We start from the raw sequence: 14,101 nt of genomic DNA, 5'->3' as shown, positions 1-14,101 counted from the left end.
AGTACGGAATGGGTGATTTATGCGTCTTGACCTACCCGGGCCTGTCGCGTCGAGACCGCGTAGCACCAGACCGGGGCCAGCGCGCCCGACCATCCCCCCGCGGGACCGCCCGACCATCCCCCCGCGGGACCGCCTGCCGGCGCGGGACCCCTGCCGGCGCGGGGGTGCGGCCGCTCTGACCGTCGGCTCCGCGCGGTCCACCGGATCGGCCCATTCCTGGCGGTCGCGCTGGTCACACGCTGCGGCCGGCGCGGAGGCGGCTGCCCGACGATGTTATGGCGTGGCGCTCCCGCCCGGCCGGTACACCACGTGGTCGGTTCGGACGCGGCCGGCGTCAGGACGGTTCATAGGCCAGATTGGGTCGCAGCCACCGCTCGGCCTCGGCGACGCTGATGGCGCGGCGGGCGGCGTAGTCTTCGATCTGATCTTTGCCGATACGGCCCACGGTGAAGTATCTCGCCGCCGGGTTGGCAAAGATCAGCCCACTGACGCTGGCTGCCGGCGTCATCGCGCAGGTCTCCGTCAGGCCGATGCCGAGCTCGGCGGCCTCCAGCAGGTCGAACAGGTCCCGTTTCTCGCTGTGGTCCGGGCTGGCGGGATAGCCGAGCGCCGGTCGGATGCCCCGGAAGCGTTCGGCGTGCAGGTCGGCGAGGTCCGGCGTGGCGTCTGGCTCGAACCAGTCGCGGCGGGCCTTCAGGTGGATGTACTCGGCGAAGGCTTCGGCAAGCCGGTCGGCCAGCGCCTTGACCATGATCGCGCGGTAGTCGTCGTGCTGGGCCTCGTAGTGCGCGGCCAGGGAGTCGGCGCCGTGGATGGTCACGGCGAAGCCACCCAGGTGGTCACCGTCGGGGGCGACGTAGTCGGCCAGGCAGCGGTTGTTCCGGCCGGCCGGTTTCACCGTCTGCTGGCGTAGCATCGGCAGGCGCACCCCGCTGCCGAGGACGATGTCGTCGCCCTCGGAGTGCGCGGGCCAGAAGCCGTAGACGCCTCGGGCCTGGAAGGAGCCGTCCTTCGTGATCTGGTCCAGCAGCGTGTTGGCGTCGTCGTAGAGCTCGCGGGCGACCGGCTGATCCAGGATCGCCGGGAACTTGCCCTTGAGCTCCCAGGCCAAGAACAGGAACTGCCAGTCGATCATCTCGCGTAGCTCGGGCAGGGTGGGCTGGACCGTCCGCCAGCCGGTGAAGGCCGGGGTCGGCAGGTCGCTGAAGTCGACCTGCTCGCGGTTGGCGCGGGCCTCAGCCAAGCCGAGCATCGGCTGGGAGTGCCGGTTGGCGTGCGCCTCGCGCAGCTGCTCCTGCTCGACGCGGTTGGCGCGGTCCAACTCGCGGGCCCGACCGTCGTCGAGCAGGTCAGAGACCACGCCGACGACCCGGGACGCGTCGAGCACGTGCACGGTGGTGCCGTCGTACGCGGGGGCGATGCGCACGGCGGTGTGTTGACGCGATGTGGTGGCCCCGCCGATCAGCAGGGGCATCTTGAGTCCGCGGCGCTGCATCTCGGCGCCGACGGCGACCATCTCGTCCAGCGATGGCGTGATCAAGCCGGACAGGCCGATGGCGTCGGCGCCCTCGGCGACGGCCGTGTCCAGAATCCGGCTGGCCGGAACCATCACGCCCAAGTCGATGACCTCGTAGTTGTTGCAGCCCAGGACCACGCCGACGATGTTCTTGCCGATGTCGTGCACGTCGCCCTTCACGGTCGCCAGTACGACCTTGCCCTGCCCGCGGCCGGGGTCGATCCGGCCCTCCAGGCGGGCCTGCTCCTTCTCGGCTTCCATGAACGGTTCGAGGTAGGCGACCGAGCGCTTCATGACCCGGGCGCTCTTGACCACCTGCGGCAGGAACATCTTGCCGGCGCCGAACAGGTCGCCGACGATCTTCATTCCGTCCATCAGCGGACCCTCGATGACGTTGAGGGGCCGGTCAACGCCCTGCCGGGCTTCCTCCGTGTCCTCTTCGATGAAGTCGACGATGCCGTGGACCAGCGCGTACGACAGCCGCTCGTGCACCGGCGCCTCGCGCCAGGAAAGGTCGACCGCGCGCCTCGTGCCGGAACCGGTGACGGTCGACGCGAAGGTGACCAGGCGGTCGGTGGCGTCCGGGCGCCGGTCGAAAATCACGTCCTCGACGAGTTCGACGAGGTCGGCGGGGATGTCGGCGTACACGGCGAGCTGGCCGGCGTTGACGATGCCCATGTCCAACCCGGCGCGGACAGCGTGCAACAGGAACGCCGAATGCATCGCCTCGCGAACCACGTCATTGCCGCGGAAGGAGAATGACAGGTTGGAGATGCCGCCGCTGGTGCGGGCACCCGGGCAGCGCGCCTTGATCAGCGGGAGGGCGTCGATGAACGCCTTCGCGTACCCGTTGTGCTCGGCGATGCCGGTGGCGACCGCGAGGACGTTCGGGTCGAAGATGATGTCCTCCGGCGCGAACCCGACCTGCTCGACGAGTAGATCGTAGGCCCGGGCGCAGATGGAGACCTTGCGTTCGGTGGTGTCGGCCTGGCCCTGCTCGTCGAAGGCCATCACCACCACGCCGGCACCGTAGTCGTGGATCCGGCGGGCCTGGGCCAGGAACGACTCCTCGCCTTCCTTGAGGCTGATGGAGTTGACCACGCCCTTGCCCTGCACGCACTTGAGGCCGGCTTCGAGCACCGTCCACTTCGAGCTGTCGATCATGACCGGGATCCGGGCGACCTCGGGCTCGGTGGCGATAAGGTTGAGGAAGGTCGTCATGGCGCGCTCGCTGTCGAGCAGGTCCGCGTCCATGTTGACGTCGAGCAGGTTGGCGCCGCCGCGGACCTGCTCCAGGGCCACGTCGACCGCGCCCTGATAGTCGTCCGACTCGATGAGCCGACGGAACTTGGCCGAGCCGGTGACGTTGGTGCGCTCACCGATCATCACGAACCCGGTGTCCGGTCCGATCGCGAACGGTTCCAACCCACTGAACCGGGTGGCTTCAGGTGGGGCGGCAACCGTCCGTGGCGGGGTGTCGGCCACGGCGGCGGCAATCCGGGCGATGTGCTCCGGTGAGGTGCCGCAGCAGCCGCCAGCGATGTTGAGCAAGCCGGCCGCGGCAAAATCGCCGAGCAGGCCGGCGGTTTCCTCCGGCGTTTGGTCGTAGCCGCCGAAAGCGTTCGGCAGACCGGCGTTGGGGTGACACGCCACGTAGGCTTTGGCGATCTTGGAAAGCTCCTCGACATGCGGGCGCATCTCGGCCGCGCCCAGCGAGCAGTTCACGCCAACGACCAGCGGATCGGCCCGCTCGATCGAGCGCCAGAAAGCCTCCACGGTCTGCCCCGACAGGGTCCGGCCGCTGAGGTCGACGATGGTCACGGAAATCCACAGCGGCAGCTGCGGCGCGACCTCACGAGCTGCGGCGATGGCCGCTTTCGCGTTCAACGTGTCGAAGATCGTCTCGATCAGCAGGAGGTCGACGCCGCCTTCGGCCAGGGCCGAGATCTGCTCCGCGTACGCCGCGCGCACCTCGTCGAAGTCGACGGCGCGGTACGCCGGGTCCTCGACCCGCGGCGACAGCGACAGCGTCACGTTCAGCGGCCCGATCGAGCCGGCCACGAATCGGCCACCGAACTCGTCCGCCGCCTGCCGGGCCAGCCGCGCACCCTGAACGTTCATCTCCCGAACCAGTGACTGGAGCCCGTAGTCGGCCTGGCCGATGCTCGTCGCCGTGAAGGTGTTGGTGGTGGTGATATCGGCGCCGGCGGCCAGATACTGCCGGTGTACGTCCAGAATGACGTCAGGCCGGGTGAGGTTGAGCAGGTCGGGATCGCCATTGACGTCCTGCGGATGGTCGACGATCAGGTCGCCTCGATAGTCCGCGGCGGTGAGCTTCGCGGCCTGCAGCATCGTGCCCCAAGCGCCGTCCAGCACCAGAACCCGCTGCGACATCAGCTGCCGCAGCGACGATGCCGTGCCTTTCTGGCTCAATATCGCGCTCAAGCAGCCGCCTCCAAAGCTCGGAGGCGCCCTTGTTGAGGAGATCAGGGCCGAGCGTGGCGGGCTCTGCCCGTCGCAGCGCCTCTCGACCCGAGAGTCAGATAGTACCCGATCAGCTTGCCCTGGGGTCCCTATGCGGCGTCGGTATCTGGCTGCTGCGGTCACCGACCTGACCACCAACCCCTGCCGCTACCGGCCTGAAGGCCGTTAACCGGGGCTCTGGGATTTTGCGCGTCCGCAGCGTGACGGGGCAGGCCATACTCGCCAGAGACGGACAAAACGGTCAAGCCGAATCGGTGAGACCGGAAGCGGGGCCCGGCTGACGAATCGAGGCTGACCCGTCCATCCCTTGCTGCCCGACAGCTTGGGAACTAGTGTTCCGGAACATGTCTTCCACAATTCGAGCGGTGACCACGCTGGAGGGACTGCGGGCGTTGGCACATCCGACGCGCCTGGCTCTCCTCGACTTGCTTCGGGTCCGGGACACGCTGACGGCGAGTGAAAGTGCCACGCTGCTGGGCCTCACCCCCAAGACCTGCTCCTACCACCTGCGTACCCTCGCCGCGCAGGGCCTGGTCGAGCCGGCCGTGGTGGAGGGAGCCAGCCTTCGGGAGCGCCCCTGGCGACGGGCGACCTGGGAGACCGACGTGCCCTTGGCGGACGTGCCGACAGATGACCCGGAAGTGGAGCTGGCGCAGGAGCAGTTCATGCGCGCCCGGCTGCACCGGGACCAGGCTCTGTTGCAGGAGTTCGTGGCCGTGCACGACGAGCGGCACGCCGGGTGGAACTCGTCGGTGACGATGCACAGCCGCACCGCGCTGATGTCGCCCGCCGAGTTGTCCGCCTGGGGGCGGGAAGTGGAGTCGGTCACCCGGCAGCATGTGCGCCGCGCCGAACTGGCGTCCTCGGAGGCGCAGGAGCCCGTCCGGCTGATCCTCTACGGGTTCCCGCAAAGCATGCCCGGGGGAAGGCAGTCTTGAGTGCCGCCCCGGACCAGACCTCCGCGCCGGACCAGACCTCCGCCCCGGACCAGACCTCCGCCCCGGACCAGACCTCCGCGCCGCCGGTGGCCGTCCCCGTCGGAATGCGTCGGTACCTCGTGGTGGTCGCGCACCGGACGATTCGGTGGGCGTTCCTCGGCTCGCTGATCGCACGCCTCACCCAGACCATGGTCCCGCTCGCGTTGCTCCTGTTCGCCCAAGAACACCTCGGCGGGTTAGGAGCAGGGGGTGCGGTTGTGGCCATCTACGCGGTTACCGCGAGTTTCGGCTTCGTCGTCATCGGCCGGATGGTCGACCGCCGGGGGTCGTACGTGTTGGTCATCGCGGCGGCGATCAATGCGGCGGGCATCATCGCCCTCGTCGTGGTGCCCACGCCCTTCATCTGGCCGCTCGCAGCGGTCGCTGGCGGGTCGACCCCGCCGCTGGGTGCGGCTATCCGCTCCGTGTTCATCCGCAGCTTCGGCAAGCCGAGTGAGCGGACCAGTGCCCTGAGCCTGGACACGATCGGCACGGAGGTCATGTTCATCGCGGGTCCCGCGCTCGTCGCCGCACTAGTGGTAGTGGCGTCGCCCATGACCGCGCTGCTTATCGCTGTCGTCGTGAGTCTGGTCGGCACCGGGCTGTTCGTCGCCCTGGCGGGCTGGTCGAAGGGTGAGCAGATTCGGGCGACCACCCGAAGCCGCAGGTTGCTGGACCGCGGGTTGTTGGCCCTTGCTCCCCTACTACTCATCGTGGCGATGCAGATGGCGGCGGTCGGGTTCATCGAGGTCGGGATCATCGCCCGCGCCACCGAGCTCGGGTCGACGTCCGCAGCGGGAGTGTTGTTGGCGGTCTGGGCGGCCGGGAGCGTGGCGGGAGGGCTCGCGTTCGGCACGCGGGACTGGCCCGGAGGTATCCAGCGGCAGTGCGGAGTCCTACTGGGCCTGACCGGCCTCGGATTCTGCACCTTGTTGACTGGTCAGAACCTCGCGGCCCTCTATCCCCTGATGTTCCTGGCCGGACTCGCGATCTCACCGGCAGCGACCACGCTGGCCACGATCTGCGGTCTTCTAGCGCCCGCACGCTGCCGGACCGAGGCGTTCACGTGGCTCGCTTCCGCGACCGGTCTCGGCGGCGCCGGCGGCTACGCTCTCGGCGGCGTGCTGGTCAGCCACACCAACGCCGGCACGGCCTTTCTCATCGCTGCGGCGATTCCGGTGCTCGCGGTCGTGCTGGTCCTGACCCTGCCGGCCCGGCGCCTGTCGGGCGTGACCGGCGGTGGTACCGAAGACAGCGCGTTTCTATATCAATAATTCGGCCCGGTGCCGGAGGACCGGATCACGGGGGTCAGGGTGGCCGCCAGCAACGGTACGAGCGCTCGGCTGATCCCGTCGGCGAGGTTCGAGGCCGCCGTCGCGCCGAACAACCGCCAGAATGCTGCGTTGAGCCGACGGTCGAGGCGCTCCGGCGGAGCTGTCGAGGCCGGTTGCTCAACCTCGGTCACCGGGGTCACCTTCAGTGGTGGCGATGGCATCGACGAAAGCTCTCAGGCAGGCCGACGTTCACAGGTCGTGGTCGAGGCGGGAGTGGAGGTGCATGTCGTGCCAGCCGTCGGTGTGGCGGGCCTCGCTGCGTTTCGTGCCTTCCAACGTGAAGCCGGCGTACCGCGCGACCCGGCAGGACGCAAGGTTCACCGTCGAGTGGCAGAGTTCGACACGGTGTAGCCGGAGGGTGGCGAAGGACCAGGCGGTAACCGCGGACAACGCGCGGGGGGCAACCCGGCGACCTCGTGCCGACGGCAGTACCCAGTACGACACCTCCGCCAAGCCCTCGGCGAGGTCTACCCGGCGCAGGCTGATCTGCCCTACGACATGTCCCGCAGCCAGCACCGCCCAACCGGCACCGGTCTCCCCGCTCCACCGGCGGGACCAGGCGGCTATCCAGTCACCGGCTTCGTCGTCGGTCATCGAGCGGCAGTGCCAGCGCCGAATGGCCGGGTCGGCGTAGCCGGCCACGACCGTACGCCGATCTGACGGCTGCCACGGGCGAAGCAACAGATCCTGGGCGGGGAGCTCGGGTTGGGCCAGCGCCGCCATCGAGCCGCGCGGCAGTGCGGGTGCGGCGAGCGACGGCATGGGTCAACTGTAGAGCGACCGGACCCCTCATCACTCAGTGGCCGGACTGGTCCTGACCAGGGTGCGGCGTCGCTACAACCACATCTTGAACAGCGAGACCCGGGCCGAACCGAATGGCAACGCCGAATCGGCCCGGGCCGCCGACGACCGAAGCGTTAGCTGGTGATGACGCTAACGACAATACCGAGGGTCGCAGTGTTGTAGAGGAAGGACAGGATGGCGTGTGAGAGCACCCGGAGCCGGACCGTCGAAGTTTGCGTTTCTACGTCCGGGAGCGCAAACGTCGCGCCGATACTGAACGACATATAGGTAAAGTCAATGAAGCTTGGTCGATCCGTGTTGGGGAAGACGAGTGTTTGTGTCGGCAGGGCGGCATAATAGCTCTGCGCGTACCGTTCCGCATAGCCAAAATGAAGGATTCCCCAGGCGAGCAGTACGGTGGGAACGCCGATTATCTTGGCTATCAGTGTTTCTTCGCTGTTGTCGTCGCCCATCACAATCGAGAGGCCTGCGGTGATTCCGACCAGGCTCGCGAAGATGGTAAACAGCAGGCCGAGGCGGGGTCCCAAGGTTCGCTTGAGCCACGCATCACCGTCATCCAATCCTCTCTTGCTCCGAAGGCGACGGATGCGGATTGCGAGGTAGAGTATTCCGACGAAGTTCCAGAGTGCGATGTAGAGCATACTATCCAAGGCGAAGGTACACACGCCCAGGATAATGAGGGCTGCCTCGATCATCCGAGACACCGCGAATCTGATTCTGACCATGACAATCCTAAGGGGGTAGGGAAGGGGTTCACCGACGGCTTTTTGAAAGCCCTGCGGCGGTCGCATGCTACGGCATGGGGTTCAACATGGACGCAGGGGGTCGACGTGCCGCACGTAGAGCTAAGGTGAGGCTTAACGCCATGCAGTGCAAATTTAACCGCGTGCTTGTTTCGTTGGGACTTCCTTTGACTACTCGCTAGTAGGATTGCTATCCGGTCGAGGACGAAACGGGCATTTCGTTCAATTCGGATGGTGCTGAAGGGCGGCGTGAGGCCCTCACGTTGGCTTTCTTGGCTCCGGGAGTGGACCCAGGCATGCTGATCGGTCCACGGCTAGCCGCCGGGCCGTGGCACCCACCAGTCACCGAGCGTTTGATGGAGGAATATCAGGACGGCGCTCACCTTCATGATCGTAGTGTTCCAGTGTTCGCGCCGAGCCGGCGTACCGCCAGGTCCCTTCTGGCAACGGTGGCTCGGCACTGGTACCTGATCACTGCCGCAGAGTCACGCCGAGCATGGTGCTGGCAGCGAGACCTGCGTCCATGATCATCGTCTGATGACGCGAGTTGTTCCCGGTGCGGCGGGGCCTGATTCGTGTCACGCGTCGGTGGGCCAGGCGCGGCGTACGGCGTCGAGGGCGGTTTCCCGGTCGGCGCCGAGCAGCTGTGCCTGTCGCCGGTAGGCGGCCGCGTGCCGGTCGAGCGCTTGGCGGTGTCCGTCAGCGGGTGGCGTGGTCGCCTGGTCCGTGACGCGGGTGCCGCCGCCGCGTCGGGACCGGACCAGCCCGGCGGCCTCCAACTCGCGGTAGGTGCGGGCCACGGTGCCGACGGCCAAGCCGAGGTCGCCGGCGAGCTGCCGCAGCGGTGGCAGGCGGTCGCCGGGTTTGAGCGCTCCGGTGCGCATCAACTCGGACAGTTGCCGGCGCAGCTGCTCGTATGGGGGCGTGGGGTCCTGCGTGTCGACCCGCAGGGTCGGGGTGCTCACGCCGACACCGGGGCGGGCCGATCGTGGCGGGGGCCGGGGCGAAGGACGGCGACGGAGCTCCAGGCAAGCAGGACGGTCCAGGCCGGGACGAGCAGGAACAGCCCCCAGGCCGCAGCCGTCCACCACAGGGGCCGGCACGGGCTGGACAGCAGTCCGGCTGCGGTGACCAGGCTGATCCCGATGAGCGGGATGGTGACCAGCAGGCCGCAAGCGCCGGTGACGGCGGTGGCGGAGTGGCGCCGCTCGGCGTCGTCGCGCACCAAGTCACCGGCGGGGGCCTGCGGGCGCGGACGCCCGACGAGCCGGTGCATCGCCAGCGCGGCGATCAGCACGCCGAGGCCGACCAGCGGGGCGAGTGGGAGGCTGTAGAAGGAGCCGGCCCATGGGCCGTGGGCGCCGGCGAAGTCGCCGCAGTCGTAGGCCAGGGCGCGGCCGGCGCGGCCGAGGTCGTCGGCGGAGCCAGCGGCGGTGGTAGCGGCCAGTAGGACGGCTAGCGCGGTGCCGGCGGCGGCCACCGCCCGGAACGGTCGGCGGGGCAGGTAGTGGCGGACCTGCCGGCTTTCCAGAGCGGCCTGGCGGGTGCTGCCGGCGGGGCGCGCGACGACCCGGCTTTCTCCCGCCACCACTCCGGCCAGCACGCAGAGCCCGAACAGGGGTGCGGCCAGCAGGACGCCGCGTCCCAGCGGGTCGTAGCCGGCGGCGACGGCGGCGACCGCCGCCCCGAGGGCCAGGCCGGCCCACCGCCAGCGGCGGGTGGTGCGTCGGATGTGCTCGGTTGCGGGCTCGCCCGCCGCGGACGGGCCGGCCAGCGCGATGCCGAGCAGCGGCACCAGCAGGAGCCCCACAATCCATGCATCAACCACGATGACACCCACTTGTATCAAGCAACTGATACAAGTGAGGATGCCGGGACGCCTTGGTTGTGTCAAGTGGTTGATACAACCAAGGTCAGCCAGACGGCGCGGTGCGGTCGAAGCCCCAACAGCATCTTGAGGATGGTGGACTTGCCCGCACCATTCGGACCGAGGTGCCCGGGAATGGTGCTGGGGGCACAGGTAGAGCTCACGTCCTGTACCGCTGCCCGCCGGCCGAAGTCCTTGCAGATGTCGGTGATGGCTATCAACTGCTGACCTCGCTGGCGGGGCGGAACTCCGGCGGCACCCGGTGGTCGGCAATGATGGCTGCGATCACGACCACGACCTGGATAGCGAGTAGTATGAAGATCACTCGCACTGAGCCCACCTGCAGGTGTATCTCGCGCGTCATCGTCAAGATGAAGTCGACGGCGGTGATCGCGATCGCAATCACCAGGCAGCCGATGGCCAACCGTGTGGGCAACGACCGAACCGTGCCCTTGGGGAACTTCTCGGCGTAGGCCCCGGCCGGCCCGAACTGCTGCTCCGGCGCCTGACCCGATGCCCGGGAGAGCTCGCGCACCTCCCGCAAGATCTCGACGATCTTAGGCTCGGCGATCCTCCGAAGTCGAAGGTAGAACGCAAGGCTGCCGTAGTAGCTCACTTCTTCTCCATCTCAGCAGTTGGGGAGGGCAGCGCCGACGCGACGGTGGCGCCGAGTCGGCGCCACTCGCTCACCAGGCGTTCGAACTCCCGCCACCCCCTGTGGTCAACCAGAACACTTTGCGTGCCGGACCCGGCGAGTCGACCTCCCGTCGGTGGTCGACGACGCCCAACTCCTGCTGCCGAGCCAGAAGGGTTAGAGCGTGCCGCCCTTGACGGAACCGTATCCAAACGAGTCCAAGGTCCGAAGGATCACATATCCGTGCCCGGCGCGTACAAGGACATTGAGGCCGTGATGGCGCAGCAGACCGACCTGGTCGAGGTGGTAGCGCACCTCAAGCAGGTGGTCTGCGTGAAGGGGTAGGCAGGCGGTGCCGTGCCGTCGAAGCCGCAGGGGAATGCCGCCCGTTACCGCGTGGTCTGGGGACGAAGGCGCTCAAGGAGAGCGATGAGGGTGGCTCGTTCGACCGCGATGCCCTCCGCGAGGCGAGCCGCGGCCTGCACCGCCAGCCAGGAGTCAACCTGCCGGGGCTGCCGTGCCGCGCCAGCACGGTAGGCGCGTGCGTAGCGGCGGGCGAACATCGACCGGCTGCTCGTGACCAGTGTACGAAGAACCGGCGGTATCTCCGGCAGTGGAGCGGAGTAGCGCAGGAGCAGCTTCGTCCGGGCATGGTCGGCTGCGGGGTCGCCGCGCATCGCGTTGGGCCAGTCGATGACCGCGGCTCGATCTGCGGCGAGCATGAGGTTGCCGGGGTGGTAGTCCCCGTGGCAGAGGCGGTCCCCCTCGGGTAGGTCGTCGAGTAGCCGCAGCGTGTGGTCCCGGAGCCGCGTCGGCATGGTGGCATCGGTGATGCGGGCGGCCAGGACCGAGCGGAGTTCGGGCAGTTCGGCGGGGGCCGCCACCTGGTGTACGGCGAGGTGGGTGGCGGCCAGCGTGCGGGCCATGCCGAGGATCCGCCACGGCTGTCGCGGCAACAGGGTGAGCATGTCCGCCCCGTGCAGGCGTTCCAGCACCAGGCCGACGCGCCCATCCCACTCCACTGTGTCGTGCAGTATTGGGGCGAAACCATGCTCGGCCAGCGTGGCCAGCGCTCTCGCCTCGGCGCGGTGTCCGGGCAGCCCGGGGCGGTACAGCTTGATGATCGCGTCGTCGCGCCACGTGTGTACGTCCGCCTCCCGCCCGGCACCGATCCTGGGTCCGATCACTTTCGTGTCCTTCGGTTGAGTACGCGGCTGGCCTCGATCAGGGTTCGGGTGGAGTGCGCGACGAAGGAACCGTGGGTACGGATGTGGGCGTCGAGCCGTTCGAGTCGGCCGCGGTGCCGCTCCACGGTGAAGTCGGGTACCCACCAGGCGCACTTGCGCAGGGTGTAGACGACCGCGCCGATGTCGAAGAACTCCATCCGGCAGCGGGCGGTGCGCAGCTCCACGATCTTCAACCCGGCGCTCCGCGCGGCGGCGACCTCCCGGCGTGGGTCACGAGCGAAACGCTGGTGGGGCAGGGGGCCGCGGAAGTACTCGATGAGTTCGAACGGGGAGGCGGGTCCAACATGTTGGGTGAGGTAGACACCGCCATCCTTGAGCACCCGGGCGATCTCGGACCAGTCGGGGCGGACGGGGTGGCGGCTGGTCACCAGTGAAAAGCTGGCGTCGGCGAAGGGTAACGATCGTCCCGGTTCGACTGCGACGACCGCGACGCCGCGGGGCTGTAGCAGCGCCCGGGCGCGCTCCACGTTCGGTGGCCAGCCCTCGGTGACCACCATCCGGGAGGCCAGTTGTGGCACGGCGGCGATGACCTCCCCGCCGCCGGTGTCGATATCCAACGCCGAGGGGGAGTGGGGCAGCCGGGACGCGAGCAGGCGTGAGTAGCGCCAGGGCGGTCGCTGCTCGGTGGCCCGGCCGTCGAGCCAGTTGAAGCTCCAGCCGGACACGTCCGCCGCTGCTGCCTCGTCAACCAGTTCCTGGAAGGCGCGCATCTCCGAATTCTGACCGTGCCGTCAACCGGTTTGACCTTTGCCGACCGAGGCCGATGACCGTGCTCACGAGGGGTGATACCTGACATCGAGGGCCGGGCATGCTTAAGCCCTCCAGCACGCCAGCGCTGGAGGGCTTAAGTGCTTGTCCGCGCCGGGCGTGCGTAACGAACGCCTGCCACGCCTCCGGACCGAACAACAGCGCGACCAGGTCTATACGCCTACCGGTGCACATTCTCCATCGTTGATCCCTGCACGGAACGCGGTCCACTCTGCCGACGTGAACCGCAACTCCTGCCCGTCCTTGCAGACCTGGACGCCGCTGGGTAGCTGGATGACCCATGGGTGCTCGTGGCCCGCCCCCACCGCCCGGATGAGGTCTTCCCACTCGGGGTAGGTGGCGGCCAGCTCCGGTCCAGCCGGGTCTTTGCTGTCCCGAATGTAAACCGTATGGGCTGTGTGCGCCCATTCGACACAATTGCCACCGGATCCCCCAGATCGGGTGCTTTTACGGTATTCGCGGAGCTGAGTCATGGCTGATACTCCAGGATCGGAACGGCTTGGCAGCAGACAAGCCTGAATATCGTTTCGTACCGGGCGATCTCGACGCCCTTTTGCAGGTATGCGGCGGAGCTGGGCGAGTCGAGATAGACAACTGACGGGTCCTCCGCAGGGTCCGGAAAGTCCAGGATCACGAACGCGGACTCCATCGCGGCGTGCGCGCCACCTGCGAGCGGTAGGACCGAGATGTTGGTGTTGGGCCGGGTTGCCACCTGACGCAGCCTGGTGATTTGCTCGGCCATCACATCCGACCCGCCGACCTCGCGCCGCACCGCCGCCTCGTTGAGTACGACATGCAAGGCCGGTGGTTGGGGGTCGGCCCGCGTGAGGATCGCCTGGCGGCTGATCCTTAGCGAGACACGACTTTCGATTTCGTAGTCGCTGTCGTCGGGGTTGCGCGCCTGGTAGACGGCGCGCGCGTACTCGGGCGTCTGCAGCAGACCCGGGATCAGTTCGGACTCGTAGGTCCGGATCATGGCCGCAGCGGGCTCGATCTCCAAGTAGAGGCTGAACCACTCCGGGACATCGTCGCCGTAGACGTGCCACCAGCTCTGACCGCCCGTCGCCAATGCGAGCGCGGTCAGCTGCTCGGTTTCGTCCGCCGATGCCTGGTAGTGCGCACACAGCACCGCGACATCTTGGGGCTTGACCGGGTGCCGTCCGGCCTCCATCTTGAACAACTTCGCTCGACTGATGCCGAGCCGCCGATGCGCGACTACCTCGTCAACCGATGCGCGGGTGGTGTCGCGTAGCCGGCGCAGTTGCCGGCCGAGTTGGCGGCGGACCACGGTCGGGCCAGCTGCTGGGGCTGGAGTGGGCATGTTCCTCTCCTCGTAATCCCTGGCCACACCCACATTGTCTCAGCCTGAGACCGCACCGTTGGCGCTGGGGGTCAGCAGGACGGCAGCGCGAGGCCAGTGGAACAGAAAGCAATCGTGATACTTGTGTCGCGAGAGTATCACTGCGATAGTCGAGTGGAGTTCGGTCACCATGCGCAAACAAACCGAACCCCCCGGGAGTTAGTGCGATACCTCGTACTCCCGGTCTTTGCCTGATCTGAGAGGGGAACAGACCATGGTTCGCTGGCTACTTCGCCGCTGCCGCCGCCCCGCACCGTTGGACGCCACCGGTACCACCACCCCGAACGCGGCGTGCGCTAGTGCCTTCCACCCGAAACGACCAGCCAACCTGCCGGCGTGGATGACTCAACCCACCGTCGCCAATCCC

General features: G+C 67.9%; 14 protein-coding genes, 1 pseudogene and 1 riboswitch. Of the genes and pseudogenes, 3 read left to right on the top strand and 12 right to left on the bottom strand.

Going from position 1 to position 14,101, the window contains the following annotated elements; translation table 11 throughout:
* Positions 1 to 334 precede the first annotated feature (334 nt).
* Complete coding sequence (gene metH / locus T398_RS19415; RefSeq protein ID WP_496448891.1) at positions 335 to 3,910, bottom strand: methionine synthase; 3,576 nt, start codon at positions 3,908 to 3,910, stop codon at positions 335 to 337.
* A gap of 65 nt (positions 3,911 to 3,975) precedes the next feature.
* A riboswitch (S-adenosyl-L-homocysteine riboswitch) is annotated at positions 3,976 to 4,051 on the bottom strand.
* A gap of 314 nt (positions 4,052 to 4,365) precedes the next feature.
* Here metH and T398_RS19410 point away from each other — a divergent pair.
* Positions 4,366 to 4,938, top strand: a complete 573-nt coding sequence (locus T398_RS19410; RefSeq protein ID WP_496448822.1) for a helix-turn-helix domain-containing protein — start codon at positions 4,366 to 4,368, stop codon at positions 4,936 to 4,938.
* Positions 4,939 to 5,042: 104 nt separating this feature from the next.
* Entirely contained in the window at positions 5,043 to 6,251 is a 1,209-nt protein-coding gene (locus tag T398_RS19405; protein WP_496448890.1) for an MFS transporter, read from the top strand.
* Here T398_RS19405 and T398_RS19400 read toward each other — a convergent pair.
* The 7 genes from T398_RS19400 to T398_RS19370 form a co-directional block, all read right to left on the bottom strand.
* A complete protein-coding gene (locus T398_RS19400) occupies positions 6,245 to 6,442 on the bottom strand; it encodes a hypothetical protein (RefSeq protein WP_496448821.1) in 198 nt (65 codons plus the stop codon). The two genes, T398_RS19405 and T398_RS19400, sit on opposite strands and share 7 nt — an antisense overlap.
* 58 nt (positions 6,443 to 6,500) lie before the next feature.
* Positions 6,501 to 7,073, bottom strand: coding sequence for a GNAT family N-acetyltransferase (locus tag T398_RS19395; protein WP_496448819.1), 573 nt, complete (start codon positions 7,071 to 7,073; stop codon positions 6,501 to 6,503).
* A gap of 155 nt (positions 7,074 to 7,228) precedes the next feature.
* Positions 7,229 to 7,810 carry a DUF1345 domain-containing protein gene (locus T398_RS19390; RefSeq protein WP_496448817.1) on the bottom strand — a complete coding sequence of 194 codons (582 nt, stop codon included), beginning with the start codon at positions 7,808 to 7,810 and terminating at the stop codon, positions 7,229 to 7,231.
* Between the two features lie 626 nt (positions 7,811 to 8,436).
* A complete protein-coding gene (locus tag T398_RS19385) occupies positions 8,437 to 8,823 on the bottom strand; it encodes a GntR family transcriptional regulator (protein WP_496448816.1) in 387 nt (128 codons plus the stop codon).
* A complete protein-coding gene (locus T398_RS19380) occupies positions 8,820 to 9,686 on the bottom strand; it encodes a hypothetical protein (RefSeq protein ID WP_496448814.1) in 867 nt (288 codons plus the stop codon). Before T398_RS19380 ends, T398_RS19385 begins: the two co-directional genes overlap by 4 nt.
* 62 nt (positions 9,687 to 9,748) lie before the next feature.
* Positions 9,749 to 9,889, bottom strand: a complete 141-nt coding sequence (locus T398_RS19375) for an ATP-binding cassette domain-containing protein (protein WP_496448812.1) — start codon at positions 9,887 to 9,889, stop codon at positions 9,749 to 9,751.
* 53 nt (positions 9,890 to 9,942) lie between these two features.
* A complete protein-coding gene (locus tag T398_RS19370; protein ID WP_496448810.1) occupies positions 9,943 to 10,341 on the bottom strand; it encodes a hypothetical protein in 399 nt (132 codons plus the stop codon).
* A gap of 261 nt (positions 10,342 to 10,602) precedes the next feature.
* On the opposite strand from T398_RS19370, the pseudogene T398_RS19365 reads away from it, so the two are divergent.
* Positions 10,603 to 10,704: pseudogene (locus T398_RS19365) on the top strand (RtcB family protein); the annotation flags it as partial.
* 44 nt (positions 10,705 to 10,748) lie between these two features.
* Here T398_RS19365 and T398_RS19360 read toward each other — a convergent pair.
* The 4 genes from T398_RS19360 to T398_RS19345 all read right to left on the bottom strand — a co-directional run bounded on the left by T398_RS19360 (position 10,749) and on the right by T398_RS19345 (position 13,695).
* Positions 10,749 to 11,546 carry a phosphotransferase family protein gene (locus T398_RS19360; RefSeq protein ID WP_496448809.1) on the bottom strand — a complete coding sequence of 266 codons (798 nt, stop codon included), beginning with the start codon at positions 11,544 to 11,546 and terminating at the stop codon, positions 10,749 to 10,751.
* Positions 11,543 to 12,316 (bottom strand): class I SAM-dependent methyltransferase, encoded by a 774-nt coding sequence (locus T398_RS19355; RefSeq protein ID WP_496448807.1) that lies wholly within the window; start codon positions 12,314 to 12,316, stop codon positions 11,543 to 11,545. Before T398_RS19355 ends, T398_RS19360 begins: the two co-directional genes overlap by 4 nt.
* A 210-nt stretch (positions 12,317 to 12,526) precedes the next feature.
* Positions 12,527 to 12,847 (bottom strand): DUF397 domain-containing protein, encoded by a 321-nt coding sequence (locus T398_RS19350; RefSeq protein WP_496448805.1) that lies wholly within the window; start codon positions 12,845 to 12,847, stop codon positions 12,527 to 12,529.
* A complete protein-coding gene (locus tag T398_RS19345; RefSeq protein WP_496448803.1) occupies positions 12,844 to 13,695 on the bottom strand; it encodes a helix-turn-helix domain-containing protein in 852 nt (283 codons plus the stop codon). The genes T398_RS19350 and T398_RS19345 overlap by 4 nt, the downstream gene beginning before the upstream one ends.
* Between the last annotated feature and the right edge of the window lie 406 nt (positions 13,696 to 14,101).

It is taken from the genome of Salinispora goodfellowii (genome assembly GCF_059570675.1).
This window is presented reverse-complemented; position numbering and strand designations above follow the sequence as displayed.

Excerpts from the sequence above, each read along its gene's own strand:
- T398_RS19390 (WP_496448817.1), bottom strand. The coding sequence starts at position 7,810 with ATGATCGAGGCAGCCCTCATTATCCTGGGCGTGTGTACCTTCGCCTTG.
- T398_RS19350 (WP_496448805.1), bottom strand. The coding sequence starts at position 12,847 with ATGACTCAGCTCCGCGAATACCGTAAAAGCACCCGATCTGGGGGATCC.
- T398_RS19355 (WP_496448807.1), bottom strand. The coding sequence starts at position 12,316 with ATGCGCGCCTTCCAGGAACTGGTTGACGAGGCAGCAGCGGCGGACGTG.
- T398_RS19345 (WP_496448803.1), bottom strand. The coding sequence starts at position 13,695 with ATGCCCACTCCAGCCCCAGCAGCTGGCCCGACCGTGGTCCGCCGCCAA.
- T398_RS19405 (WP_496448890.1), top strand. The coding sequence starts at position 5,043 with ATGCGTCGGTACCTCGTGGTGGTCGCGCACCGGACGATTCGGTGGGCG.
- metH (WP_496448891.1), bottom strand. The coding sequence starts at position 3,910 with ATGTCGCAGCGGGTTCTGGTGCTGGACGGCGCTTGGGGCACGATGCTG.
- T398_RS19395 (WP_496448819.1), bottom strand. The coding sequence starts at position 7,073 with ATGCCGTCGCTCGCCGCACCCGCACTGCCGCGCGGCTCGATGGCGGCG.